We start from the raw sequence: 26,790 nt of genomic DNA, 5'->3' as shown, positions 1-26,790 counted from the left end.
TAAATGAAAATTTACAGACGAGTGCCGTTGCAAACTATCATTGAGAACAGAAAAGCCTGATATTTCTTATATCAGGCTTTCTCTTTTAAAATTTATACCCATACCAAATAATGCAAAATCATATTTAACAGGATCATCTACATCAAATCGTTTAAGCGTATTTGTCAATTCTAATGCTGCGTTCCAATTAATTTTAGTTGTATGTATCAATGTTAAGTCCATAGCTACTCGATGTACATGGATATCAATTGGGATAATTAGCTGGTCTGGTTTTAATTTTTTCCAAATTCCAAAATCTACACCTTGCTTGTCTGAACGTATCATCCATCGTAAAAACATATTTAATCTTTTGCAATTGGAGTTCTTTTCAGGAGTGGCAATGTGTTTGCCTGTTCTTTCAGGAAAATAGGGGCTGGCTGAAAAATAATGCTTGAATTGTGTTAGTCCATTTTCGACACTTGTGATCCCTTCAGGAAAAAAAGCAGATTCTAAACTTTGATGTTGGTTGTAATGTCTATGCAAAAAATCAATCATGTATAAAACATCCGTGGCATTAAATGTTCTATGCTTGAATGTTAAAATAGATTTTAGATCTGATTGTGAGTGGTTTTTAATAAATTCATATGGTTGATTTCCCATTAACTGCATTAAATCTTTGCTTTTATTTATGATAATCGTACGATTGCCCCAAGCAAATAAAGCCGTAAAAAAACCAGAAATTTCAATATCTCTTGGATGGGAATATTGGTGAGGTATGGAAATCGGATCCTGGGGTATAAAGTCCTTCTGATTGTATTCGAGTACCTTATCGTCCAACAAACTTTTTAACTTTTCAAATATTAATTTATTCACGTATTGCAAAGATAAAAATATGCACAGATTCAATTGAAATATATTCTTAACCATCGGATATGTAAATCTTTCCGTTTATCTAAAATTAAATTAAAAAATGGATAGAGTTTTTAAATTTGTTATATGATCAAACGACTATTATTAATTTTCTCTTTATATGTTCCCATTGGACTACTGGCCCAACAGAATGATACTTGGGATTTATTACGTTGTGTTGAATATGCGATGGAAAATAATATTTCTGTAAAGCAAGCTGATGTGCAAGCGCGATTACAAGCTTTGCAGGCAAAATTAAGCAAAGCAAATCGCATTCCTTCTTTGGCATTTTCTTCGAGTGGAGGTTATCAATTTGGACGTTCCTTAAATCCAACCACCTACTCATATACCAATAATAGTATTTTTCAACAAACTTATAGTTTACAATCAGGTATTACCCTTTTTAATTGGTTTAGTATAAAAAATACAATAAAGGCAGACCAAGCAAGTGCGGATGCCGCAGAAGTAGATATTAATCGAGCTAAAAATGATGTTACTTTAAATATTGCAGCGGCTTATTTACAACTATTACTTTCAATAGAGCAAATTAATAATGCAAAAAATCAAATAGGACTCACTACCAAACAACTACAATTAACTCGTAAACAAGTTGATGCAGGTGGTTTACCAGAATTAAGTGCGGCTCAATTTGAATCTCAATTGGCAACTGATAGTGGTACTTATTATACAAACTATGTCACAATGCAACAAAATAAATTGCAATTAATGGCATTACTTAATTTGAGTGCAGATGCTCCATTTGAAGTGTCGATTCCAGATGTAGAGAAAATAAAATTAATACCCATAGGAGAATTAGAACCAAATGCTTTATTTGAAACTGCCGTTGCTACCCAATATCAGCAAAAAGTGGATGCATTTAAAATAAAAGCAGCTGGATATGCGATTAAATCCGCTAAAGCTGCGATGTATCCAACCTTATCTTTATTTGGCAATATTGGTTCTAATTTTTCTAATATTTATACTAACCAGGTTGGCGCTACACCATATATTGACACGATTGGCTCTGTAAATGTACAGGGAAATAATTACTTTGTTACGACGCCTTATAATATACCAATATATAAAAAACCGGATTACTTGAAACAGATTTTCAATCTCAATTTAAATCAATCTGTTGGCTTGACGTTAAACGTTCCGATATTTAACTACCGTCAACTTAGAACTAACTATGAACGTTCCAAATTAAATCTTAAAAATGCAGAATTAACACAAGCATTGAATAAACAAACATTGCAACAAAATATTTATACCGCTTATACCAATGCAATTTCGGGTATTAAAAATTTTAATGCTAATACTAAAGCCGCTGATTATGCAAGTTATGCTTATGATTTATCTCAAAAAAGATATGACATAGGTATGCAATCCACTTCAGATTACTTGATTCAGCAAAATAATTTGTATCAAGCGCAAGTAAAAAAAGCTTCTTCGCATTATGAATATATTTTCCGATTATTGGTATTGGAATTTTACAAAAACAACCAAATCTCCTTATATTAATTTTATCTAAGATGAATAAAAAGCTTAAATGGTTTTTGATAATAATTGTTTTTATTATTTTGATACTGGTCGGATTGAAAAAAGGTGGGATTATTGGCAAGGAGGAAGGCATTAAGGTTACTTCGGATAAAGTCAAACAACGAGATATTACAGAAATTGTCACAGCAAGTGGCAAAATATATCCTGAAGTAGAAGTAAAAGTGAGTTCTGATATTTCTGGAGAGATAGTAGCCTTACCCGTAAATGAAGGAGATACCGTCCATAAAGGACAAGTTGTCGCACGTATCTATGCAGATATTTATGGCTCTCAAAGAGACCAAGCAGCCGCAATAGTAACACAATCGAAGGCGCAACAAATCAATTCCGAAGATAATTTGGAAGGTTTGAAAGCAACATTAAATCAAACTGAATTTGCCTTTAATCGTCAAAAAAAATTATTAGATGATAAAGTAATTTCTCGTTCAGAATTTGAAACAGCACAGCAAGCATATTTGGCAGCGAAAGCAAATTATACATCAGCGAAAGCTACCATTCAAGCCAATATTGCAAATGTAAAAAGCAACCAAGCGAGTTTGGATCGCGCGCAAAAAGATGTCGATCGTACAATCATTACAGCTCCGATGGATGGAATTATCAGTTTACTTAATATGAAAAAAGGTGAACGTATCGCTGGTAATAGTTTCAGCGTCGGTACGGAAATTATGCGTATCGCTGATCTAAAAAGCATCGAGGTAAAAGTGGATGTTGGTGAAAATGATATTCCAAAAGTTAAACTAGGTGATAGTGCAGTAATACAAGTAGATGCATATAATCAAAGAAAATTTAAAGGGGTTGTTTACAAAATTGCTAATCCACAAACGAGTGATGCGAATACTACTGGTACTACATCTTCTACAACTGTGACAAATTACCAAGTGCATATACGCTTACTACCAAATAGTTATATGGATTTAATGGGACCTGGTAAAGCATTCCCATTTCGACCTAATATGACTGCTAGTGCCGATATTCAAACAAGTACACATGCTAAAGTAATGTCCATTCCTCTCAATGCAGTAACAACTCGCACTCCAGATAATGCAAATTCTTCTACGAAAAAAGTGGATGATAATGCTGATGCCTCTGGAGATGATATCCAAGAAGTCGTTTTTGTATTACAAAATGATGGCAAGGTCAAGCAAGTAAAAGTTACTACGGGAATTCAAGATTTGAATTATATTGAGATACTTAGTGGTTTAAAAATTGGAGATGCCGTTATTACCGGTCCTTATGATGCGGTAAGTAAAGATTTAAAAAATGCAACGAAAGTACAGGTGGTAACCAAGGATGTATTGGATAAAAAGTAGTAAAAGGCTCCATAATAATAAATTGACTTAAAAAAAACTTTTATATATAGGAAAATATTGTTTCTTTGACTTAAAACTATTTATATTTACTACTTATATTTATATACCTATTTGTATTAAAATATATTGAAATATAAATTGAACGTCAAATTCAATGTATTTTATATAATGAAAACCTCATTGGCATTAATTTTGTCTAATTGGGTATAAACTGAAAATACCTGAAAATGATAAACATTTTTGGGTATTTTTTTGAATTAAAATTTAATTATTAATAATTGTATAACCGGATGAATTTTCGAAAATTCTTATCACCAACTGTTCTCTTATTGGGATGTATTGTTAGCTTGATATCTTGTTCTGAGAAACAATTTATGAAAGAAACGCCCTATTTTAGTGATGTTCCTGATTCAGTGATTACTGCAGTCAATTTAGCAAATAGAAATCAATTAAAGATTCAACCGGACGATATACTAAACATAACATTACAAACTACAGATCCTCTAGCAACTGCTAATTTAAATAATATTAGTGGTGCAAATACTATGACCTCTTCAACAAATACAACAAGTGGGCAGTATTTAATTGGAGGTGGACAAAATGCAATAGGTAGTGATGGTGTAGGTTTTTTAGTAGATAGTTTGGGGGAATTAAATCTTCCTATATTTGGAAGAATTAAGCTTTCTGAAATGTCAACAGACTCTGCTAGAAATTTCTTGCAAAAAAAAGCAGATAAACTCTATAAAAATGCAACGGTTAATGTTCGATTTGTGAATATGAAAATCGGAGTGTTAGGAGAAGTGAATCGCCCTGGCTATTTTTATATGGGAAATGAGAAAAATACAATATTAGATGCCCTTTTAATGGCTGGAGATATGACCATTTATGGGAAAAGAAAAAATGTACTTCTGTTAAGAGATTCCGCTGGAGTAATGACAATGCACAGATTTAATATGGACTCTAAAGATATGTTGACTAGCCAATATTTTTACTTAAAACAAAGAGATGTTATTTATGTAGAACCCAATAAAGCAAGAATTCAAGGTTTGAATAGTCCTGTATATACAAAAGTAGGTCTAGCGGTATCTATACTCACCTTATTGGTTTTAGTATGGACAAGGATTGATAATAATTAATTTAATATAGATCGTTTTTAGTTTTTAAACTTCAATTTTATTTTATTGTAATGGCTGAAAATCTCTTGAGTAATTCTGGAAAAGGTGAAAATGCGGAAGAAGCGATAGACTTCGAAAAAATATTAGCAGATATAATAGATCATTGGAAATGGTTTGTGATTGGAGTTGTTTTAATGATAATATTAGGATTACTTTATATACAACACTCTGCTCCTAGATATAATGTAAATGCAACAGTAATGGTTGACGATGACCAAAAGGGGGGGATGTCTGGAATGTTGGGTTCGAGCTCTTCCGGTTCGAATAGTTCATTTGGCGATTTAAGTAGCTTATTAAATGTAAAAAGTTCTGTAGATAATGAACTACTTATTTTACAAACCAGAGACTTGATGCATAAAGTTGTTGTTGATATGCATTTGAATGTAAATTATTATAAAAGAGTGCCTTTAGGAATTAGAGAACTATATAAAGATAAACCTTTTGGTATTACACTATCAAATAATGCAGACCCGATAAAGGGATACAAATTTGAAATATCTTCTTGGGATGAAAAGGGAATTGCTTTAATCAGAAAGATTAAAGATGAAGATGATTCTACGTTTTTTGTAAAGTGGGGAGATAGTATTCCTTTATCTAAAGGTAAATTTGTAATTTATAAACAAACTTTTTTTGACAAAAAAAAGGCTAATTATACTTTTGTTATCAATCCTATAAAATCTGAAGTACAGGGTATCTTACAAAATTTGAGTGCTGAGATCCCCAATAAGCAAGTAAGTGCAATTAATCTCACTTTACCTGTGGAAATTCCATCAAAGGGAGAGGATGTTTTAGATACCTTGATAAAGGAATATATAAAATCGAATAAAGATCAAAAAAATGCATATGCCGATAGTACAATTTCTTTTATTAATGATAGATTAGGTCTTGTTAGTGGAGAATTGACAAATGCGGAGTCTGGCCTTGCAGATTATAAGAAGAAGAATAACATTGCTGATTTGGAAGCTCAGGCACAGGCCGTTATTAGTTCTTCTTCTGAATACGAAAAACAATTGAATCAAGCTCAAGTTCAATTAGCCATAGTCAATACGATGTTAGATTATGTATTGAATACAAAAAATAATCAACGACCAGTACCTTCCTTACTGGCGACTCCGGACCCTGCATTAGAATCTATCTTAACGCAATATAATGCACTGGTGTTGCAAAAAGAGCGCTATGCAACAACTAATACTTCAGAGAACCCAGGAATGATTGCGTTGGATTCCCAAATTGGTAAGGCAAGGAAAGAATTGATTGGCAACTTGGTGAATATGAAAAATAATATGGCTATTGGAAAAGATGCTGCTCTACAACAAAATGCCAAAGTGCAAGATTTTATTCATAATGTACCGGATAAAGAAAAACAGTTTTTAGGCTTATCTCGCAATCAACAAATAAAGCAAACTCTTTATTTATACTTATTACAACGAAGAGAGGAAATGGCTATTACAAAAGCTTCAAACATTGCCAATGCCAGAGTAATCGATTCTCCATCTGCAGATGAATTACCCTTCAAGCCTAAAAAAATGTTCATTTTGGCGGCTTGCGGATTATTGGGACTAATACTTCCTTATGGATTACTATTTATAACAAACTTATTAGATAATCGTATAAAATCTGAAAATGATATAAAAGATGCTAATATTTCCATGTTAGGTGGAGTATCCCATGTATTGAATCCCCATCCTATTGATTTTATTAAGGAGACTCGATCAATTTTGTCTGAGCAATTTCGAACTTTACGTGCGAATGTGCAATTTACTTTTGGGCTAGATGAGGGAAAATGCAATACTATTTTATTTACTTCCAGTATGAGTGGAGAAGGGAAATCATTTATATCATTGAATTTAGCCAAATCTTTCGCTTCATTAGGGAAAAGAACGATTATTGTGGATTTGGATTTGCGAAAACCTAGATTAGCAGAAAACTTGAATATTCCATTGTCATCTAACAGCGGTGTTAGTAATTTCGTAATCACTCCAATGAACCCAAGTGATATTATTGTTAAAACGGATGACCAAAATTTTGATGTTATTTTTTCTGGACCGATACCGCCGAATCCTACTGAATTATTGCAAAATGATAGAGCTAAAGAACTTATTAATTATCTAAAAACACAATATGATATTGTTGTTTTAGATGCTCCTCCTTACGGACTTGTAAGTGACGCATTGTTATTAGCTAAATACGCGGATACCACGATATATGTCACTAGAGAAAATTATACATATAAAAAGCAACTAAATGTAGTTTCAGAATTTAAGAGAAATAGTAAAAAATCTGATGTATATGTAGTTTTAAATGATATTACTGAAAAAGCATCTGGTAGATATGGATATGGATATGGTTATGGTTATGGTTATGGTTATGGTTATGGTCATGAAGAAAAGAAATCTTTTTTTAGAAAAATCATACAAAAATTAAGAAAATAAATATTGTTTTTATATAATGAAAATAAATAAGATTTGTTGTATAGGCGCTGGGTATGTTGGCGGTCCTACAATGTCAGTAATAGCTCAAAAATGCCCAAATATAAAAGTTACTGTTGTAGATTTAAATAAAGAAAGAATTGATGCATGGAATTCGGAAAACTATGAATTACCAGTATTTGAACCCGGACTTGAGAATGTTGTAAAAGACGCGAGAGGACGTAATCTGTTTTTTTCTACAGCGGTAGAGTCTTCAATTCAAGAAGCTGATGCAATATTTATATCGGTAAATACACCGACTAAAAATTATGGTATTGGAAAAGGGCAGGCTGCAGATTTGAAATATATAGAATTGTGTGCAAGACAGATTGCCGCGGTTTCTACTACTAATAAAATTGTGATTGAAAAGTCTACACTGCCAGTTCGTACTGCTTCTACACTTAGAAATATTTTTGATAACTTAGGTCCAGGCGTTCACTTTGATATTTTATCTAATCCGGAATTTTTGGCTGAGGGCACTGCTATTGAAGATTTACATGCTCCAGATAGAGTGTTAATTGGAGGTGATTATACAACAGAATCTGGAAGAGAAGCCATTGCAGCCTTAGTAGAAGTGTATAATAATTGGGTGCCTAAAGAAAAAATTCTAACAACGAATGTTTGGTCTTCAGAATTATCCAAACTTGCTGCAAATGCATTTTTAGCTCAAAGAATTTCTTCGATTAATGCATTTTCTGAAATATGCGAACATACGGGTGCTGATATTAATGAAATATCTAAAGCAATAGGAACCGATTCGAGATTGGGAAGTAAGTTTTTGAAAGCTTCAGTTGGCTTTGGAGGCTCTTGTTTTCAAAAGGATATTTTAAATCTAGTTTACATTGCGAAATCTTTGGGATTAGATAGTGTTGCAGATTATTGGGAGCAAGTTATTATTTTAAATGATCATCAAAAGGACCGCTTTGCCTTAAACATCGTTAAAACATTATATAATACCGTTTCGGGAAAGAAAATTGCGTTTTTAGGATGGGCATTCAAAAAGGATACAAATGATACTCGTGAAAGTCCGGCAATATATGTAGCAGATACGTTAATTAATGAGCAAGCAAAAATTGCTGTTTATGATCCAAAAGTACCTAGTAAACAAGTTTATGTTGATTTGAATTATTTACAATCTAGATCTATCGAGGAAAATAAATCTGCGGTAATTACAGAAAGTAATCCTTATTCTGTATGTAATCAAGCGCATGCAATTGCTATTATGACAGAATGGGATGAATTTAAAGATTATGATTGGCAAAAAATCTATGAGATTATGTTAAAACCTGCCTTCGTATTTGATGGTAGACGAATTATTGATAAAGAAAAACTAACGGAAATTGGATTTAAAGTTTATAGTATTGGTTGTTAATACTATAAACTACAATTTTCGAAATTAAATGAAATATAGTTAGATGTCTCATCAAAAAGAGAAAAATAAACTTTTGGGTAACATAGCCTCTTTAGGTTTAGTAAATATTGCAAATTACTTATTCCCAATAATTACGATCCCAATTGTCTCGAGGGCATTAGGACCTGATAAGATTGGCAGAATAAACTATATAGCATCGTTTCTTACATATTTTACATTAATTATAGCTTACAGTTTTAATGCTACTGGAGTGAGACGGATTGCAGTAAATGCTAAAGATAGTAAGTTTACATCTACCGTATTTAGTAATATTTTTTTTGCACAATTATATTTGTTTTTAATATCTAGTCTAATTTTTATTTTTTGTTTGGTACATATTAAGAAGCTGAACCAAGAATTTCAATTGACTATTATTAGTTATTTGATTTGCCTTACCTCACTATTTACTCAAAATTGGCTTTTTCAAGCGAAGCAAGATTTAAAAATTATTGCATTTCTAAATTTTCTCCCAAGATTAGTATCTCTTTTTTTCGTTATTTTTTACATCCATAAAGACTCTGATTATATTAAGTATGCCTTGATTCTTTATGTAATTCCACTAATTATATCATTAATCTCTTTTCTCTATTCAATTTATAAATATAAAATACAGATTTTTATTCCAAAAATTAAGAGCATAATCACAATGCTTAATGAAGATAAAATCATTTTTATATCAATTGTACTAATAAACTTTTACACAACGACAGGGATTGTTATTTTAGGCAATTATAAATCAGAGAATGAGGTAGCCTATTATACATGCGCTCAAAAATTGATAGATATTGGTCGCAGTATTTTAATGCTACCAATTAGTCAGGCTGTATTTCCCTTGATTGCCGAAACCTTTGGTAAACGAAAAGAAGATGGTAGTGGTTTGATTAAGAATATAATGCCAGGTTTTATAGTATTTACATTACTTGTATTGATTTTAACAATATTACTTGGCCCATTAGCGGTATCCATTCTTTATGGTGAAAAATTTATGCCCGTAATTCCTATATTAGAAGTTTTAGCTTGGGGGGCGTTTTTTGTATTTTATGGTGTTATTTTTGGTAACATTATGATTTCTTGTGGATTGGATAAATCTTATTTAAAATTTACATTTTGGGGTGCTGTAATTAGTTTATTCTTTAATTTTTTATTTGTGAAACATTTAGGTGCTTTAGGCACAGCAATCGTATGGTCTCTTTCTGAGTTATTTATTACATTTTATCAATTTAAAATACTTAAAAAGAATGGAATTAGGCCATTAGCTGTTAATTCATTGGATTTCAAATTATTCTTTAGAAAAATTAAATTGATAAAATAGAAGTATGGCATTTTTCTCAATAATCATTCCTATATACAATGCAGAATCCTATATTGAAAAATGTATCCGATCCGTATTTAATCAGACTTTCAATGATTTTGAATTAATATTGATAAATGATGGAAGTATAGACAATACATATGAGGTTATTCAAAGTATTGTAAATGGAGATAGTCGAGTTAAAATCATTAATAAGCTGAATAACGGTGTTTCTAGTGCTCGAAACGATGGTATTCGTTTAGCAAAGAGTAATAATTTATTGTTTGTAGATGCTGATGATTATTTATATGAAAATTATTTACAAATATTTTATAAAGCTTTAATTGAAAATGAGTTAACTAATGATTCAAATGCTCTAATTATTCAAGATGTCTACAAAAAATCAATTAATGGACGATATTTTAATTATGCAAATAAACAATATTTAAATTTTGCGAGTTTTTCGGAAGAAAATATTAATTTTTTAAAATTTTGTCCTCCATTTGCGAAACTCTATAGAAAAGATATCTTAATAAAAAATGAATTATTCTTTGATGAAAAATCTACTTATCAAGAGGATTTAATGTTTTTTTTATATTATATAGATTTTGTTAATTCTATTTTTACTGTTAAAAGTGATCAATATAGATATATTGATAGTTTAGGTGGATTAACATACGCCCCCAAGAAGTTAGATAATCTTAAAAGTAACTTAACTAATTTTTTGTCAATTATTCCTAAGATATCAACAAATTCAAATATTTCATTTTATAGTGATTTTTTATTGTCTAAATATGATCAATTTTTTTTACAAGTTTTTTCAAGTCATTTGAAAAAAAGTCAGAGATTTAACCATATTTATGGTGTTTTAAAAAATAGGAGTTTTAAAGAATTTAGTGTTGCTTATTGGATGACTCTTGAAAAGAAAACTATATTGATTAGATTATTGTCAATTGGTAATTCAAAGATTTTGTATTTATTGTTGTCTAATTATTATTATTTTAAACAAATTAAAAACAAAATTTCGAGATAATTTGAAACTCAACTTAAAAAAGCATGAAAATTATTTATATAATTATAGTCACTTATAATGGTGAAAAATGGTTGAAAAAATGTTTAGAGTCTTCTTTTTGTTCTGATATACCTGTCAAAATTGTAATCATAGACAACGGTTCAACTGATAATACCTTAAAAATTGTTGAATCATTTTCTGGAAAAAGAATTCATTTTATACAAACTGGCGAAAATTTAGGATTTGGAAAGGCAAATAATTTAGGAATTAATTATGCCCTTGAGCAAGGTGCGGAATTTGTGTATCTATTAAATCAAGATGCATATTTGGACGCAAATACGATTTCTGGACTAGTTAAAATTATGGAATCTGATTATAGCTATGGTATCCTAAGCCCAATGCAATATAATGGAGATGGTAGTAGATTGGATAAAAATTTTGAGGATATATATACAAAACGTTCTACGAAAAGTCCAACATCTTCTGATGTTTTGAATGTAAAATTTGTAATGGCTGCTCATTGGTTGATACGATGCTCCATGCTACAAATGGTTGGTTTGTTTGATCCCTTATTTTCTCATTATGGTGAAGACAATGATTTAATAAATAGATTTTTGTATCGAAATTATTTGGTAGGTATTAGTGTGAATTATAAAGCTTACCATGATAGAGATGATAGAAAAATTGATGAAAAAAAACAAATTGATGTAGCATTTCAAGGGCTAATTGCACAACTTACTAATCCTGGAAATAAAAATATACTATTGTCTCTTTTTTCATTTTTTTGTAAATCTCCAATTATATATTTAATTAAAGGAATGAAGATTGAAAATTGCAAATATCAGTTTCTAAAAATATTTACGCTATTTAAATTAAGAAAAAAAATTTTATATACTAGAAGAAAAAATAAATTGGCAATTCCTATTTAGTGAAATTGTGTTTTATAGAAAGACGTCTGCATAATAAGTTGAATAACAAATAAATATCATTTTTAATATAATTTATTTGAAATAACTGCCGTTCTTATTTATTATGAAAAATACTTTTATTTCATTTTAAATGACACAAATATTTAATAGATTAGTATTGTCTTTTATTGTTAAAAAAATATGTAATGAATTTATTGTTAGTTAATTTTTTATTGTATTTTTTTTGGTTTGCATATTCTTATATCAAGGAAAAAAGGATTTCTATTTATAGTACTATGATTCTATTCTACACTATTATAGCTTTTCTTGGTATCTATATATATAAAACTGGCTTATATACTAAAGAATTTGGAAATTTTTCTTTATCTAGAATCACAATTTTTCCCATTATTTTAGGTTTTGTGTCTTATTTTTTTTTATTATATCCATTAAAAAAAATAAAATTTGATAAAAATGGATTTAATAAGTTAAAATTTAATAAACGAAGTTCACGGTTTATTCTTTTGTGGATTATTTATTTTAGCCTGTATTTCATACTTAAACTCGGGGAATTAATTATTTCAATAAGTACAGGTTTGGATTCTGCATATGAACACCGTCACGATGGCGCATCTACCCCTTTATTTAACTATAATAATCCAGTATTAGAAAAATTTAGCTTTTTAGGTGATTTGTTTTTAAATACAACTACTCCATTTGTTGTTGGATATGCTATTATTGGAATATATCAAAAAAAGATAAAGATTAATTATGGTTTATTTCTTATTTTATTATGTTTCTTTCCAAGTCTTGCCAATAGTATTGCCATTGGATCTAGAGGTGCAATGTTTTTAATTGTTTTTAATTTTATTTTTTTTATTTCTATATTCAAGCCGTTTATCACAAAACAGCTTTCTAAAAGAATAAAAATATTTGGAATTTCCTTTCTATCTTTAGTGGCTACTTATAGTTGGGTTATTACTTCATTAAGATTCTCAAACGCTAAAGGGAACAAGGGCTTCGACTCTATTTTGCGATATTTTGGAGAGTCATTTCCAAATTTTTTTTTACAAATATGGGATCAAGTTAAATATCACCCTTTCGGCGAACGATTATTTCCGGTAATTGCCCCTATAAAAAAAACATATAGCCATCTAACATTAGATGAAACAACTTTATTTTGGCAAAATAAAGTTGACGTTCCTATTTATTTATTTAAAACATATTATGGAGATTTGTATATAGAGTATGGAGTGATTTATGGTTTACTATTTGCTTTTTTGTATTTTTTGTTGATTTTTCTGTATTTAAAAAAAGTAAAGCTTTCGCTTAAAAATTTATTAATTCCCTATTTATATTTTCAAGTTTGTGTTTACGGTTTTTCAGGGTTGGTTGTTAGTGGGACAAGTTTGTATTGGTCTATTTCTGTAGTCTTTACCACTTACCTAATATTGAAGTATATAATGAAAGATTAAGAATATGACAATCAATTTCAATTTTTATATAGTAGAAAATTTTAAATAATATGACGACTTCTTTAGTATCAGCAATAATTACCACAAAAAATCGATGTAAATTATTGGAAAGAGCAATTAGTGGTGTTAAAAATCAATTATATAAAAATATTGAAATCATAATCGTTGATGATGCCTCCAATGATAACACAGAGGATTTATGTCGAAAAATGTCGGATATTACTTATTTGCGAATTTCAGAGGATGAATCTAATGGTGGTAACTATGCTAGAAATATTGGCATAAAGGCGTGTCATGGGGAATTTGTTGCATTTTGTGACGATGATGATTTTTGGTTTGAAAATAAGATTTCTGAACAGATTAAAATTATGCATAGCAAACCAAATTGTGGGATGGTGTATTGCGGAATGGAGTTAGAAATAATAAATGAGTCTACTAATGAAATAAAAAAAGTTGTTGAATATCCTAAGTATTTTATGAAAGGGGATTTATCAAAGAAAATTTTTTGTGATTATACTAGTATGACATCAACAATGTTTTTTAGAAAAAATAAATTAGTTGAAATTGGTCTATTTAATGAAAATATTATGTTTTGGCAAGAATATGAACTTTCAATGCGTATTGCTCAAGTGTCTCATATTTATTTTGTAAAGGAGCCATTGATTTTGTATCGTATAAATTCGAACGATAAGTTTAAACTTGGTAATAATTATGAAAAATGGCTAAAAACTGTTCAAGATATTAAGCAAATGTATATAAATAATTATAAGTCTTTGAATTGTTATGAATTTTTGAAATATAGATATTTGTTTGATAATCAATCTATTCGTAGACTTGAGTTTAATAATGTAATAAATATATCAATGAAATTAAAGATTGAATATTACTTATTATATGCACTTTTATTACCTGAAAAAATTCTTAATAAAATATTAAATTAAAATTTCATTATAGATTTCTTAATAAGATGAGTAATAATATTCTTTTTGGTATTATATGTTATAAAGAAAAGTATTGGGAAACAGAAACTTTTCAGACTTTATTGTCCTCATATAAAGCATTTGTTAGTAATACTAATAAAACGATTACTACTTTAAATATTGCTGTAATAGACAATACGGACATCAATGAATGGGATCAATCTAACTATAAGTTATCAGATACAAAAATAGTAATCAAATATGTTCATTTGAATAGTAATCCAGGAATTGCGGTTGCTATAAACCAGCTGTTCAAAATTGCAGAATTAGAAAGTTTTCACTCTATGGTATTCTTAGACCAAGATACATCACTTCCTTTAGACTTTTATAATGTATATTTACAACAATACGAGAATAATTATGACTATAGTATTGCATTTCCAATGGTGTATTCTAAAAATCGGCTAATTTCTCCAGCTAAGTATAGATATTATCGATCTTGGTTAATTAATGGTACGCTAAAGTCTAAATTGAATTTAGACTATATTACAGCCATTAATTCAGGACTAATGGTTAATTGTAGTTTCTTTAAGGTAAACTTTGGGTACAATGAAACTCTAAGATTAGATTTTTGCGATCATGAATTTTTGGAACGTTTGAATTTTAAAAATGTGATTGCTGATATTTTGCCAATTTCACTTGAGCAGAATTTCTCTTCTGATATTCATGATAAGATTAAAGCAATCAATCGCTATCGCTTGTACTTAACGGATATGAGAAATTACAGGAAGAATAAAAATATTGTCATTTTCAGCCTTTTTGTTGATTATCCGCATTTAATTAAAGAAACATTACGATACAAGTCTTTAGATTTTTTTAAAATGAGATTTTTTTAATAATGATAAGTGTTTGTTTAGCTACATATAATGGAAGTAAATATATAATAGAGCAAATTAAATCAATTTTGAGCCAACTTTCTCCAAATGATGAGCTTATAATATCAGATGATAGAAGCACGGATAATACTATTGATTTAATAAAGGAGATTAATGATTCAAGAATAAAATTATTTGTTAATAGTGGAGTATCAGGAGTATCACATAATTTTGAGAATGCATTAAAACGTGCGTTAGGAGATTATATTTTTTTATCTGATCAAGATGATATTTGGGAAAAGAATAAGATCTCTGCAACTTTACCACTCTTGATTAACAATGTTTGTATTTTACATAATGCTAGAATAATAGATAATCATGGAAAATTTACAAATAAAACGCTATTTTCTGTTTACAAAACAAGGACAGGTTTTTTCAATAATTTAATAAGAAATACATTTGTAGGGTGCTGTATGGCATTTAGAAGGGATATGCTTCAATACATATTACCCATACCTAATAATGTAACTATGCACGATATGTGGATTGCATTGATTTGTCACCTCAATGGTAATGTAATATTGGTTGATTCTGAACTATTACAATATCGAAGACATGATAATAATGCGAGTACAACTGGTAATAAATCTAAATTTTCTAAATCTTACCAGCTTCAATATAGATTACAAATCTTGTATTCTTTAATTAAACGACACTATATTAAGAATTAGAGAACAATGAATATGAATAATGAATTCTCCCAAGGAGAAGTGGATGTTTCCATTATTACGGTTGGAATGAATCACCTCAAATATTTAAAAAGTCTTTTTCATTCCCTATTTTTTGAAAATCGTCCTTTGTTAAGATTTGAGGTTATTTATATTGATAATTGCTCTATGGATGGTAGTGTTGATTACATAAGTTCAAACTATCCCGAAGTGAAGATTTTTCCAAATGAGCAATCATATGGTTTTGGGAAAAATAATAATATTGGCGTTGAAAAGGCTAATGGTAAATACATAGCTATAATTAATCCTGATATAGTGCTTTTACAGGGCAGTATTGATCGACTTTTCAACTATTCAGAAACATTTAGTGAAGCTACTTTGATAGTTCCGCAATTACTGAATCCTGATTTAACTTTTCAGAATTCAGTAAGACGATTTATGACATTGAAAACTTTTTTGTATCGTTTAGTAACTAGAGCAAATGATGAAGTAAGTAATGCATTAAATAATTATTATCTGTGTAAGGATATTGACTTTTCTAAAATTCAATATATAGATTGGGCATTAGGTGCAGCATTTTTTTTACCAAGATCTTTATATAATAAATTAAATGGGTTTGATACTGATTATATTATGTATGTTGAGGATACTGATTTTTGTTTACGTGCTTGGAAAAATGGTCATAAAGTGATATATAATCCTTCTTCAAAAATGATTCACAATCATTTAAGAGGGAGTTCAAAAATTGGTAAAAAAACTTTGTTACATTTAAAAAGTTATATGCTTTTCTTTGAAAAACATGGTTTGTTTATCAAAAAATATTCGAAATTAAAAATAAACTGATGAATTTTTCTTACTGCCGCCGGCTTTTGTCCAAATATATTCTATGTCTTTTGATTGAATATGTTTTTTTTGCATTTTCAGCATTCAAAAGCTTTGGACAGCAATTTTCAGGTGTTGATGATTTAGGAAGGTCTTTACCGATTATTCCATCTCCAAAAATGTCAGATGGTAAAGTTGGAATTTTCTATTTTCTCTGGCATGGCTCTAGTTCTACACCTATTTCTGAAAATGTATACGATCTATCCTTGCTAGAACAACAACACCCTGAAGCCTTTAATGATTACCACTCTCTTTTTTGGGGTGGAGGTGCCTCTATAGACAATAGATATTATTATTGGGGAGAACCATTGTTAGGATATTATTCTGATGAGGATTATTGGGTTCAGCTGAAAAATATACAATTATTGACCGACGCTAAGATCGATATAATAATTATAGATGAAACGAATTTTACCTTTTATAAAGATGCAATTTCTGTTTTTCTAAAAGCTTTAAGGAGTGTAAAGGAACAAGGTAAAAAAGCGCCTAAGGTTGTATTTTATACTAATAGTAACTCTACAGATATGATTCAAAAATTATATGATAATTTTTTTACTCAAAGCTCTTTGTCTGATTTATGGTTTTATTTAGATCAAAAACCTTTAATTATTGGAAATACGGCATCGATCGGTGATAGAAACTATAAAAATTTTTTTACGTTTAGAGATTCTCAATGGCCTAATACTCCTGAAAAGAAAAATGGTTGGCCATGGATGAGTTGGACTAAACCGCAAAGTGTGTTTCAAAATATTCGTGGAAAAAATGAAATAATAAGCGTTTCGGTTGCTCAACATCCATTAGGGGCAATGTCTTTATCTGCATTTTACGGTATCAAAGGTAATTGGGGGAGAAGTTTTCACAACGGTAAATATAGCTTAGATGAAAAAAGAGATATCCCATATGGTTATAATTTTCAGGAAGAATGGAATAATGCATTGAGATTTAATGTTCCTTACGTTTTAGTCACTGGTTGGAATGAATGGATTGCTAGAAGATCAAAAGATAAATTATATCCTAATCGAACTGTATTTGTGGATGAAGCAGATCCTGAGTATAGTCGAGATATTGAGCCTACTCGAGTGGCTAATATTAATGATAATTACTATATGCAATTAATTTCTAATGTAATAAAATATAAAGGTTCGCAATCATTACCAATCATATATTCTAAAACTAAAGCCTTAAATAGTATTGAGGATTGGGTAAACGAAAAAACAATATACACAGATTTTATTGGGGATACCCAAGAACGGCAGTTTAGCGCATCTTTATCTGGAAATGAAAAATTTTACTTTAATAAAACTGGAAGAAATGACATAAAAGACTTAAAAATTTATGCAAGTAAAAGTTTCATTCAATTCTATGTGTCTTGTGTTAAGGCTCTTAGTAATCAAAATGATCCCCAATGGATGACTTTGTGGCTAAATACAGATTTTTCAAATGAAACAGGATGGCTAGGTTTTGACTATAGGGTATTGAATGGTCAGTTATTGCAATTTTTTAAAAATGGGAGCTGGATTACGGTTGAAAATGTAAAATTTGAAACCCTTGATAATCAATTGGTTATTTCAATTCCAATTTCTATATTTCCAAATAAAATAGAAAATTTAAGAAAAATTAGTTTCAAATGGTCCGATAACATGCAAAAAGACGGTGATCCTCTTGATTGGTACATTAATGGTGATGCTGCTCCGGGTGGAAGATTGTCATTGCCACTTATTATTCGTTAACAATTAATTGATATATTTACATGAAAAAAATTATCATTACAGGTGGGGCTGGTTTTATTGGGTCTCATGTGGTAAGAAGATTTGTCAATCAGTACCCTGATTATCAAATTGTTAATCTAGATGCATTAACTTATGCTGGAAACTTGGAGAATTTAGAGGATGTAGAATCCAAAGAAAATTACAAATTTATCAAAGCAGATATTAGAGATGCTGAATTAATTGAATCAGTTTTTGAAACAGAACAACCTGATGCCGTTATTCACCTAGCAGCAGAGTCACATGTAGATAGATCCATTAAAGATCCTTTGGCATTTGTGCAAACGAATGTAATTGGAACGGTAAATCTTTTGAATGCAGCAAAAAAAACATGGAAATCAGATTATTCTAAATATCGTTTTTACCATGTAAGCACTGATGAAGTATACGGAGCTCTGGGCGAAACTGGTTTCTTTACAGAAGAAACAGCATATAATCCACATAGTCCATATTCTGCATCCAAAGCTAGCTCCGATCATTTCGTAAGAGCTTATCATGATACTTATGGAATGGATACCGTTGTATCTAATTGTTCCAATAATTATGGAGCAAATCATTTTCCAGAAAAATTAATTCCATTATCCATTAATAATATTAAAAACAATAAATCTATTCCAATATATGGAAAGGGTTTAAATGTTAGAGATTGGCTTTGGGTAGAAGATCATGCAAGAGCTATCGATGTCATTTTTCACAATGCAAAAACTGGCACTACATACAACATTGGTGGACATAATGAATGGACAAATATTGATTTGATCAAATTATTATGTAAAATCATGGATAAAAAATTGGATAGAGAGCCTGGTACATCTGAGAAACTTATTACCTATGTTGAAGATCGTGCAGGACATGATTTACGCTATGCCATCGACCCAAATAAATTACAAAATGAATTGGGCTGGAAACCGAGTCTGCAATTTGAAGAAGGATTAGAAAAAACGGTGGATTGGTATTTAGCAAACGAAAAATGGTTAAATAATGTAACCTCAGGCAACTATCAACAATATTATGAACTTCAATATAAAGACAAATAAATGCAATTAGTAGAAACCCCTCTCAAAGATTGTTTTATACTAGAACCAAGAATTTTTAATGATGATAGAGGATTCTTTTTTGAGAGTTACAATAAAAATACTTTTGATAAATTATTAGGAAAAAATATTGACTTTGTTCAAGACAACCAATCTCATTCTGTTTATGGAGTTCTGAGAGGTCTACATTTTCAAAAAGGTGTACACGCACAAGCCAAACTTGTTAGAGTACTAGAAGGAAGTGTTCTAGACGTAGCGGTTGATTTAAGAGAAGATTCTCCAAGCTTTGGGAAATGGTATTCGGTGGAATTGACCGATAAAAATTTTAAGCAATTTTTTATACCTAGAGGTTTTGCTCATGGATTTGTAGTTTTAAGTCCAACGGCTATCTTTTCTTATAAATGTGATAATTTTTACAATAAAGCATCAGAAGGAGGTTTATTATTTAATGATCCTAGTTTAAATATTGATTGGAACATTAAAACCGAAGAAGCTATCCTCAGTGACAAAGATCAAATCAATCCATTATTCAATCAATTAGATTTCAAAAATCTTTGGAATTAACTCTTAATCAATTATGAAAGGTATCATTTTAGCAGGTGGATCGGGAACTAGATTATATCCCATTACGATGGGTATCAGTAAGCAACTTATGCCAATCTACAATAAGCCCATGATTTACTACCCTATCACAACATTAATGATGGCAGGTATTAGAGAAATCTTATTAATTACAACTCCTGAAGATCAAGCAAGTTTTAAAAGATTATTAGGAGATGGATCTCAATGGGGATGCCGATTTGAATATGTTATTCAAGAAGTCCCAAATGGACTTGCTCAAGCATTTGTCTTGGGTAAAGAATTTATTGGAAATGATAAGGTTGCATTGGTATTAGGAGATAATATTTTTTATGGTACAGGATTATCTGCATTATTACAATCAAATAATGACCCAGATGGAGGTGTAATTTTTGCATACCAAGTAAATGATCCGGAGCGATATGGTGTAGTTGATTTCGATGCGAATAATAATGCACTATCCATCGAAGAAAAACCCAAAGAACCAAAATCGAACTTCGCAGTTCCTGGATTATATTTTTACGATAATTCAGTAGTGGAAATTGCAGAAAATATTCAACTCTCTCCAAGAGGTGAATATGAAATCACAGATGTAAATAGAGTTTATCTTGAACAAAAAAAATTAAAAGTTGGGATTCTTAACAGAGGAACAGCATGGCTTGATACAGGTACCCATGAAAGTATGATGGACGCAAGTTTATTTGTTCAGGTAATTGAAAATCGTCAAGGGTTGATGATTGGATGTCCAGAAGAAATTGCCTACAGAATGAATTATATTAACGATGAAAAATTAGCAAAATTAGCAGAACCTTTGATAAAAAGTGGCTACGGTGATTATCTATTAAAGCTTATTAATAAATAGAGCTATTTTTAAAATGAATATTGCAAAAAAAACATACTTGAAAATAGTGCGGAGTTTTATTAATATTCATTTGTAAGTTATAAAAACGGCCTATTTAATATATATATTTTTATTGACCAATCAATTCTTTACACGTTAAATTAAAAATGAAAAAGTACGATTATATCATTGTTGGAGCCGGTTTATATGGAGCCGGATTTGCGTATAGGGCAAAAAAAGTAGGAAAAAAATGTTTGGTTATAGATCGTCGGCCACATATAGGCGGAAATATTTATTGTGAAAATATTGAAGGTATAAATGTTCATAAGTATGGTGCACATATCTTCCACACATCCAATAAAGAAGTGTGGGATTTTGTAAACTCCATCGTTGAGTTTAATCGCTATACCAATAGTCCAGTGGCTAACTATAAGGGTGAATATTTCAATCTTCCGTTCAATATGAACACGTTTTATCAGATGTGGGGAACGAGAACGCCAGCAGAGGCCAAAGCCAAGATTGATGAACAGAAGGCTGATGCCGTAGCTAAAATGAAATTAGAGGGCATTGATGAACCTCGCAATTTAGAGGAACAAGCAATTGCCTTAATTGGTGTAGATATTTATGAAAAATTGATCAAAGGATATACTGAAAAACAATGGGGACGTCCTTGTACAGATATTCCTGCATTTATCATTAAACGCTTACCTGTAAGATTTGTCTACGACAATAATTATTTCCGTGATGCCTATCAAGGTATACCGAAGGGTGGATACAATAAACTAATTGAGGGATTAATTAAAGGTGTGGAAGTAATGTGCAATGTAGATTTCTTGCAAGATAAAGCCAAGTATGAAGCACTTGGTGAAAAGATTGTATTTACTGGAGCTATTGATGAGTTCTATGGCTTTCAATATGGAAAACTAGCATATAGAACCATTAATTTTGATCATGAGGTGCATGAAACCACAAACTATCAAGGAAATGCAGTTGTGAATTATACCGAAAAGAAAGTTCCTTATACTCGTATTATAGAACATAAACATTTTGAAATGTTTGGAGATGAAGTAGATGCTTGCCCTAAAACAATTATTTCTAAAGAATTCTCTACTGAATGGAAGGATGGAATGGAACCTTACTATCCAATTAATGATGCATATAATAATGCATTATATCAAAAATATAAAGCATTAGCGGACACAGATCAACAATATATATTTGGCGGGCGCCTTGCAGAGTACAAATATTACGATATGGCTCCAATATTAGAACAAGTGTTGAAAATAGAAATATTTTAAATGTGTAGTTAACTGTTTAGTGCGAAAACTCGAAGAAAGTATTTTCTAAATTCCATGTAGAAAATACTTTCTTTAAATTATTTATAAATCTTGTATTGAAATTATACACTCACTGTTTCCCACAAAGAACTTGGATATAATCCAGCATCTACTAATTTTTTAAATTCCGCTTTTACTAATGGGGCATCTTCCGCAAAAGTAACGCCGAACCATTTTGCCGTCGTAGGGACCATATGTACGATACTTTCTCCAGATTTGATCAATTTATCTGTTACTTCTGGAATTAAAAATTCAGATTTAATATCAGTAATATGTTTGTCTAAAAAATCTTGATATAGTTTTTCTAGTTTATTAATGTATTGTCCATCAAAACAAAAGAAATTCATGCTAACTTTAGTATCTAGGGGTAACTCTAATTCTTCCCCTTCGGTACTGATTGCTTTGCCTTCTCTTTTCACAATTTTTTTACGTTCAATAATATGTTCTACCTCATTTTTATCATTAACAAAAATCTCTCCTCTCGTAACAGCACCATTATCAGATAGTGTGTTTTTTAGCCAATACCCAACACATGCATAGTGGTTATTTTGGATTTTATTTTCCAATAAGTTATAAGCTTTTTGAAAGGCGTCAGCACCATAAAAATCATCCGCATTGATGACCGCAAAAGGGTCTTTTACTGCGTCTTTACAACAAAGTAAGGCATGAGCAGTGCCAAAAGGTTTTACCCTATCAATGGGCAAATTATGATTGCCTAAAAATTTATCAATAGACTGATACACATATGCCACTTCAATTTTATCTTGAAGTTTTTCATTCATTGTTTTTTCGAAACTTTCGGCGAATTCCTTACGAATAATAAAAACAACTTTTTTAAAGCCAGCTTGGATCGCATCATATATTGAATATTCCATTATTGTTTCTCCAGATGGACCGAAAGATTCCGTTTGTTTTGTGCCTTTTCCATATCGGCTTGCCATGCCTGCTGCTAAGATTACTAAGGTTGCTTTACTCATAGTTTATAGTAGTTTATTTAATCAGTTTTTTTAAATAGTTACCATAGCCACTTTTAACTAATGGCTCTGCTAATTTAGCCAATTTTTCTGCATCAATGTACTTCATTCTGTAGGCAATTTCTTCTGGACATCCAATCATCAACCCTTGACGATTTTCAATTACCTGAACAAATAAACTTGCGTCCATCATACTTTCATGAGTACCTGTATCAAGCCATGCTGTTCCTCTGTTAAGAATCCCAACTTTTAATTTTTTTTGATCAAGATAAACTCTATTTACATCCGTGATTTCATATTCACCTCTTGGAGAGAGTTGAATATTTTCTGCAATTTCCACTACTGAATTATCGTAAAAATATAATCCAGGAACTGCGAAGTTCGATTTTGGTTCTTTGGGTTTTTCTTCGATGGATAGTGCATTATTATTCGCATCGAAATCAACTACACCATATCGCTCCGGATCATTTACTTGGTATGCAAAAATTACACCTCCATCTGGGTCATTATTTGATTGTAATAATGCAGATAATCCTGTACCATAAAAAATATTATCTCCTAATACCAATGCAACCTTATCATTTCCAATAAATTCTTTACCCAAGACAAATGCTTGAGCAAGTCCATTTGGGACTTCTTGAATAACATATTCAAATCGGCATCCCCATTGAGATCCATCTCCTAATAATCTTTTAAAACTTGCTTGATCTTCAGGAGTTGTAATTAATAAGATTTCTCTAATACCTGCCATCATTAATGTTGTGATAGGGTAGTAAATCATGGGCTTATTGTAGATTGGCATAAGTTGCTTACTGATACCCATCGTAATGGGATATAATCTAGTTCCCGATCCACCTGCTAAAATGATACCTTTCATAATTGATTAAGAGTTAATTCCAAAGATTTTTGAAATCTAATTGATTGAATAATGGATTGATTTGATCTTTGTCACTGAGGATAGCTTCTTCGGTTTTAATGTTCCAATCAATATTTAAACTAGGATCATTAAATAATAAACCTCCTTCTGATGCTTTATTGTAAAAATTATCACATTTATAAGAAAAGATAGCCGTTGGACTTAAAACTACAAATCCATGAGCAAAACCTCTAGGTATAAAAAATTGCTTAAAATTTTTATCGGTCAATTCCACCGAATACCATTTCCCAAAGCTTGGAGAATCTTCTCTTAAATCAACCGCTACGTCTAGAACACTTCCTTCTAGTACTCTAACAAGTTTGGCTTGTGCGTGTACACCTTTTTGAAAATGTAGACCTCTCAGAACTCCATAAACAGAATGAGATTGGTTGTCTTGAACAAAGTCAATATTTTTTCCTAATAATTTATCAAAAGTATTTTTATTGTAACTCTCAAAAAAGAATCCTCTATCATCATTAAAAATTCTTGGTTCTAGTATAAAACAATCTTTGAGAGGGGTTTCTACTAATTGCATTTATTTGTCTTTATATTGAAGTTCATAATATTGTTGATAGTTGCCTGAGGTTACATTATTTAACCATTTTTCGTTTGCTAAATACCAATCCACCGTTTTTTCTAATCCTTCTTCAAATTGCAGACTCGGTTTCCAGCCCAATTCATTTTGTAATTTATTTGGGTCGATGGCATAGCGTAAATCATGTCCTGCACGATCTTCAACATAGGTAATAAGTTTCTCAGATGTACCAGGCTCTCTATCCAATTTTTTATCCATGATTTTACATAATAATTTGATCAAATCAATATTTGTCCATTCATTATGTCCACCAATGTTGTATGTAGTGCCAGTTTTTGCATTGTGAAAAATGACATCGATAGCTCTTGCATGATCTTCTACCCAAAGCCAATCTCTAACATTTAAACCCTTTCCATATATTGGAATAGATTTATTGTTTTTAATGTTATTAATGGATAATGGAATTAATTTTTCTGGAAAATGATTTGCTCCATAATTATTGGAACAATTAGAAACAACGGTATCCATTCCATAAGTATCATGATAAGCTCTTACGAAATGATCGGAGCTAGCTTTGGATGCAGAATATGGACTATGTGGATTATATGCTGTTTCTTCTGTAAAGAAACCAGTTTCGCCCAGAGCTCCGTATACTTCATCAGTGCTTACATGGTAAAAACGATATTTAGAATAATCTGATTTCCATGTTTTTTTTGCTGCATTCAAAAGATTTACCGTTCCAATTACATTCGTTTGCACAAATGCCAAAGGATCTTTAATGGATCTATCTACATGTGACTCTGCTGCTAGGTGAATAACGGCATCAGGTTGTTCTGTTTCAAAAATTGATTCAATTAATTCAGCATCTCTAATATCTGCTTTGATAAATTTGTAATTTTCTTTGGATTCTACATCCTCTAAATTCTCCAAGTTTCCAGCATAAGTTAATGCATCTAGATTTACAATTTGATAATCAGGATATTGATTAACAAATCTTCGGATAACATGAGAACCAATGAATCCGGCTCCCCCTGTAATGATAATTTTTTTCTTATTCATAATGATTTTGATGTAGGTCAATTTAGAAGTGGAGATAACATCTATTTTAGTTATACTCTCACAAATCTAGTAATTTAACCGAAATAAACCGACTGTGATTAATTATATACGCAAAATAGCTAAAAGAAATTACAAATCCTTTAAATTATTTTTAACTTTTTTAGCAATATTTCAAATGTATGACCTATTTGCACAAAAAATTGTACCAAAAAAGAAAATTGACTCCCATGATTTAAATGATACCATCAGAATCAAACCTATAGGTTTTTCGAATCGTATTTTTAAAAATCAATTTCCTTCGGGAGAATTAGGGAATTTAATCGCAGATGCTGTAAAAAATGAAATTGAAATTTCATTGAAAAAAAGATTGGACTTTGTATATATTCCAAGAACTGCAATTCGAAGTAATTTACCTAAAGGGAATGTAGGTGTCGAAGATATTGATAATATTTTGCCTTTCAATGACAGCTTGGCCATTATCGAAGTTTTGGGTACCGATTTAAATAAATTAATGAATGTAATTGCTCAAAAAGGTGGGGGTGCCATTTCTGGAGGACACTTCAAAATAAAAAGCATGCATGCTGAGGACATTGATGTGGATGGTGATTCAATTCATTTAAATAATCAGTATTCTATTGCAACTCTTCTAAGAAACGTAAAAGGTCGTGAAAATTGTAGCATGCTTATTGCTTATCCATATAAAATATTTGAAATAACATTGACCTCACTCTTAATTAAATATATAGAAAAAATAACATATGATTCTAGGCCTATTTCTCCCTCATATGAGCATAGAATTTCTTATAAAAATGATTAAAAAAAATAATTATTTGGAAATTAGTTAGTTGC

General features: G+C 30.5%; 24 protein-coding genes. 19 read left to right on the top strand and 5 right to left on the bottom strand.

The window, feature by feature from the left end; translation table 11 throughout:
- Positions 1–66 precede the first annotated feature (66 nt).
- Complete coding sequence (locus tag E0W69_RS11815) at positions 67–852, bottom strand: TIGR02757 family protein (protein ID WP_225321243.1); 786 nt, start codon at positions 850–852, stop codon at positions 67–69.
- A 123-nt stretch (positions 853–975) separates the two neighbouring features.
- Here E0W69_RS11815 and E0W69_RS11810 point away from each other — a divergent pair, with 123 nt between their 5' ends.
- From E0W69_RS11810 to glf, 18 genes are all read left to right on the top strand, one after another.
- Positions 976–2,409, top strand: coding sequence for a TolC family protein (locus E0W69_RS11810; RefSeq protein ID WP_131330265.1), 1,434 nt, complete (start codon positions 976–978; stop codon positions 2,407–2,409).
- 11 nt (positions 2,410–2,420) lie between these two features.
- Entirely contained in the window at positions 2,421–3,755 is a 1,335-nt protein-coding gene (locus tag E0W69_RS11805) for an efflux RND transporter periplasmic adaptor subunit (protein ID WP_131330264.1), read from the top strand.
- A gap of 374 nt (positions 3,756–4,129) precedes the next feature.
- The gene (locus tag E0W69_RS11800; RefSeq protein ID WP_191967825.1) at positions 4,130–4,891 is read left to right on the top strand and encodes a polysaccharide biosynthesis/export family protein; all 762 of its coding nucleotides are present in this window, start codon (positions 4,130–4,132) and stop codon (positions 4,889–4,891) included.
- A 50-nt stretch (positions 4,892–4,941) separates the two neighbouring features.
- Positions 4,942–7,362, top strand: coding sequence for a GumC family protein (locus E0W69_RS11795; RefSeq protein ID WP_131330262.1), 2,421 nt, complete (start codon positions 4,942–4,944; stop codon positions 7,360–7,362).
- 16 nt (positions 7,363–7,378) lie between these two features.
- The gene (locus E0W69_RS11790; protein WP_131330261.1) at positions 7,379–8,770 is read left to right on the top strand and encodes a nucleotide sugar dehydrogenase; all 1,392 of its coding nucleotides are present in this window, start codon (positions 7,379–7,381) and stop codon (positions 8,768–8,770) included.
- A 43-nt stretch (positions 8,771–8,813) separates the two neighbouring features.
- On the top strand, positions 8,814–10,121 hold the full coding sequence (locus E0W69_RS11785) for an oligosaccharide flippase family protein (RefSeq protein ID WP_131330260.1): 1,308 nt from the start codon (positions 8,814–8,816) through the stop codon (positions 10,119–10,121).
- A gap of 4 nt (positions 10,122–10,125) precedes the next feature.
- The gene (locus tag E0W69_RS11780) at positions 10,126–11,133 is read left to right on the top strand and encodes a glycosyltransferase family 2 protein (protein ID WP_131330259.1); all 1,008 of its coding nucleotides are present in this window, start codon (positions 10,126–10,128) and stop codon (positions 11,131–11,133) included.
- 23 nt (positions 11,134–11,156) lie between these two features.
- The gene (locus E0W69_RS11775; RefSeq protein ID WP_131330258.1) at positions 11,157–12,041 is read left to right on the top strand and encodes a glycosyltransferase family 2 protein; all 885 of its coding nucleotides are present in this window, start codon (positions 11,157–11,159) and stop codon (positions 12,039–12,041) included.
- Positions 12,042–12,208: 167 nt separating this feature from the next.
- Positions 12,209–13,495, top strand: a complete 1,287-nt coding sequence (locus E0W69_RS11770; RefSeq protein ID WP_191967824.1) for an O-antigen polymerase — start codon at positions 12,209–12,211, stop codon at positions 13,493–13,495.
- Between the two features lie 50 nt (positions 13,496–13,545).
- Entirely contained in the window at positions 13,546–14,436 is an 891-nt protein-coding gene (locus tag E0W69_RS11765; RefSeq protein ID WP_131330256.1) for a glycosyltransferase family 2 protein, read from the top strand.
- Between the two features lie 26 nt (positions 14,437–14,462).
- Positions 14,463–15,311, top strand: coding sequence for a glycosyltransferase (locus tag E0W69_RS11760; protein WP_131330255.1), 849 nt, complete (start codon positions 14,463–14,465; stop codon positions 15,309–15,311).
- A gap of 2 nt (positions 15,312–15,313) precedes the next feature.
- Positions 15,314–16,021, top strand: coding sequence for a glycosyltransferase family 2 protein (locus E0W69_RS11755; protein ID WP_131330254.1), 708 nt, complete (start codon positions 15,314–15,316; stop codon positions 16,019–16,021).
- A gap of 12 nt (positions 16,022–16,033) precedes the next feature.
- Positions 16,034–16,861, top strand: a complete 828-nt coding sequence (locus tag E0W69_RS11750) for a glycosyltransferase family 2 protein (RefSeq protein WP_131330253.1) — start codon at positions 16,034–16,036, stop codon at positions 16,859–16,861.
- The gene (locus E0W69_RS11745; RefSeq protein WP_131330252.1) at positions 16,861–18,630 is read left to right on the top strand and encodes a hypothetical protein; all 1,770 of its coding nucleotides are present in this window, start codon (positions 16,861–16,863) and stop codon (positions 18,628–18,630) included. Before E0W69_RS11750 ends, E0W69_RS11745 begins: the two co-directional genes overlap by 1 nt.
- A 20-nt stretch (positions 18,631–18,650) precedes the next feature.
- The gene (gene rfbB, locus E0W69_RS11740) at positions 18,651–19,703 is read left to right on the top strand and encodes a dTDP-glucose 4,6-dehydratase (RefSeq protein WP_131330251.1); all 1,053 of its coding nucleotides are present in this window, start codon (positions 18,651–18,653) and stop codon (positions 19,701–19,703) included.
- On the top strand, positions 19,704–20,264 hold the full coding sequence (gene rfbC, locus E0W69_RS11735; protein WP_131330246.1) for a dTDP-4-dehydrorhamnose 3,5-epimerase: 561 nt from the start codon (positions 19,704–19,706) through the stop codon (positions 20,262–20,264).
- 13 nt (positions 20,265–20,277) lie between these two features.
- The gene (gene rfbA / locus E0W69_RS11730; RefSeq protein ID WP_131330250.1) at positions 20,278–21,141 is read left to right on the top strand and encodes a glucose-1-phosphate thymidylyltransferase RfbA; all 864 of its coding nucleotides are present in this window, start codon (positions 20,278–20,280) and stop codon (positions 21,139–21,141) included.
- A 146-nt stretch (positions 21,142–21,287) separates the two neighbouring features.
- Positions 21,288–22,418, top strand: coding sequence for a UDP-galactopyranose mutase (gene glf / locus E0W69_RS11725; RefSeq protein WP_131330249.1), 1,131 nt, complete (start codon positions 21,288–21,290; stop codon positions 22,416–22,418).
- Between the two features lie 101 nt (positions 22,419–22,519).
- Here the strand turns inward: glf and E0W69_RS11720 are convergent, their stop codons facing one another.
- From E0W69_RS11720 to rfbB (E0W69_RS11705), 4 genes are read right to left on the bottom strand one after another with little or no spacing between them, the layout of a single operon-like run.
- Positions 22,520–23,434, bottom strand: coding sequence for a nucleotidyltransferase family protein (locus E0W69_RS11720; protein WP_131330248.1), 915 nt, complete (start codon positions 23,432–23,434; stop codon positions 22,520–22,522).
- Between the two features lie 13 nt (positions 23,435–23,447).
- A complete protein-coding gene (gene rfbA, locus E0W69_RS11715) occupies positions 23,448–24,308 on the bottom strand; it encodes a glucose-1-phosphate thymidylyltransferase RfbA (RefSeq protein ID WP_131330247.1) in 861 nt (286 codons plus the stop codon).
- 13 nt (positions 24,309–24,321) lie between these two features.
- Complete coding sequence (gene rfbC / locus E0W69_RS11710) at positions 24,322–24,882, bottom strand: dTDP-4-dehydrorhamnose 3,5-epimerase (protein WP_131330246.1); 561 nt, start codon at positions 24,880–24,882, stop codon at positions 24,322–24,324.
- Positions 24,883–25,941, bottom strand: a complete 1,059-nt coding sequence (gene rfbB / locus E0W69_RS11705) for a dTDP-glucose 4,6-dehydratase (protein ID WP_131330245.1) — start codon at positions 25,939–25,941, stop codon at positions 24,883–24,885.
- A gap of 175 nt (positions 25,942–26,116) precedes the next feature.
- Between rfbB (E0W69_RS11705) and E0W69_RS11700 the strand changes: the two genes are divergently transcribed.
- The gene (locus tag E0W69_RS11700; protein ID WP_131330244.1) at positions 26,117–26,758 is read left to right on the top strand and encodes a 5'-nucleotidase C-terminal domain-containing protein; all 642 of its coding nucleotides are present in this window, start codon (positions 26,117–26,119) and stop codon (positions 26,756–26,758) included.
- Positions 26,759–26,790 lie beyond the last annotated feature (32 nt).

It is taken from the genome of Rhizosphaericola mali (assembly GCF_004337365.2).
GTDB lineage: Bacteria > Bacteroidota > Bacteroidia > Chitinophagales > Chitinophagaceae > Rhizosphaericola > Rhizosphaericola mali.
The sequence above is the reverse complement of the archived record's forward strand: the minus strand, read 5'-3'. Positions and strand labels throughout refer to the sequence as shown.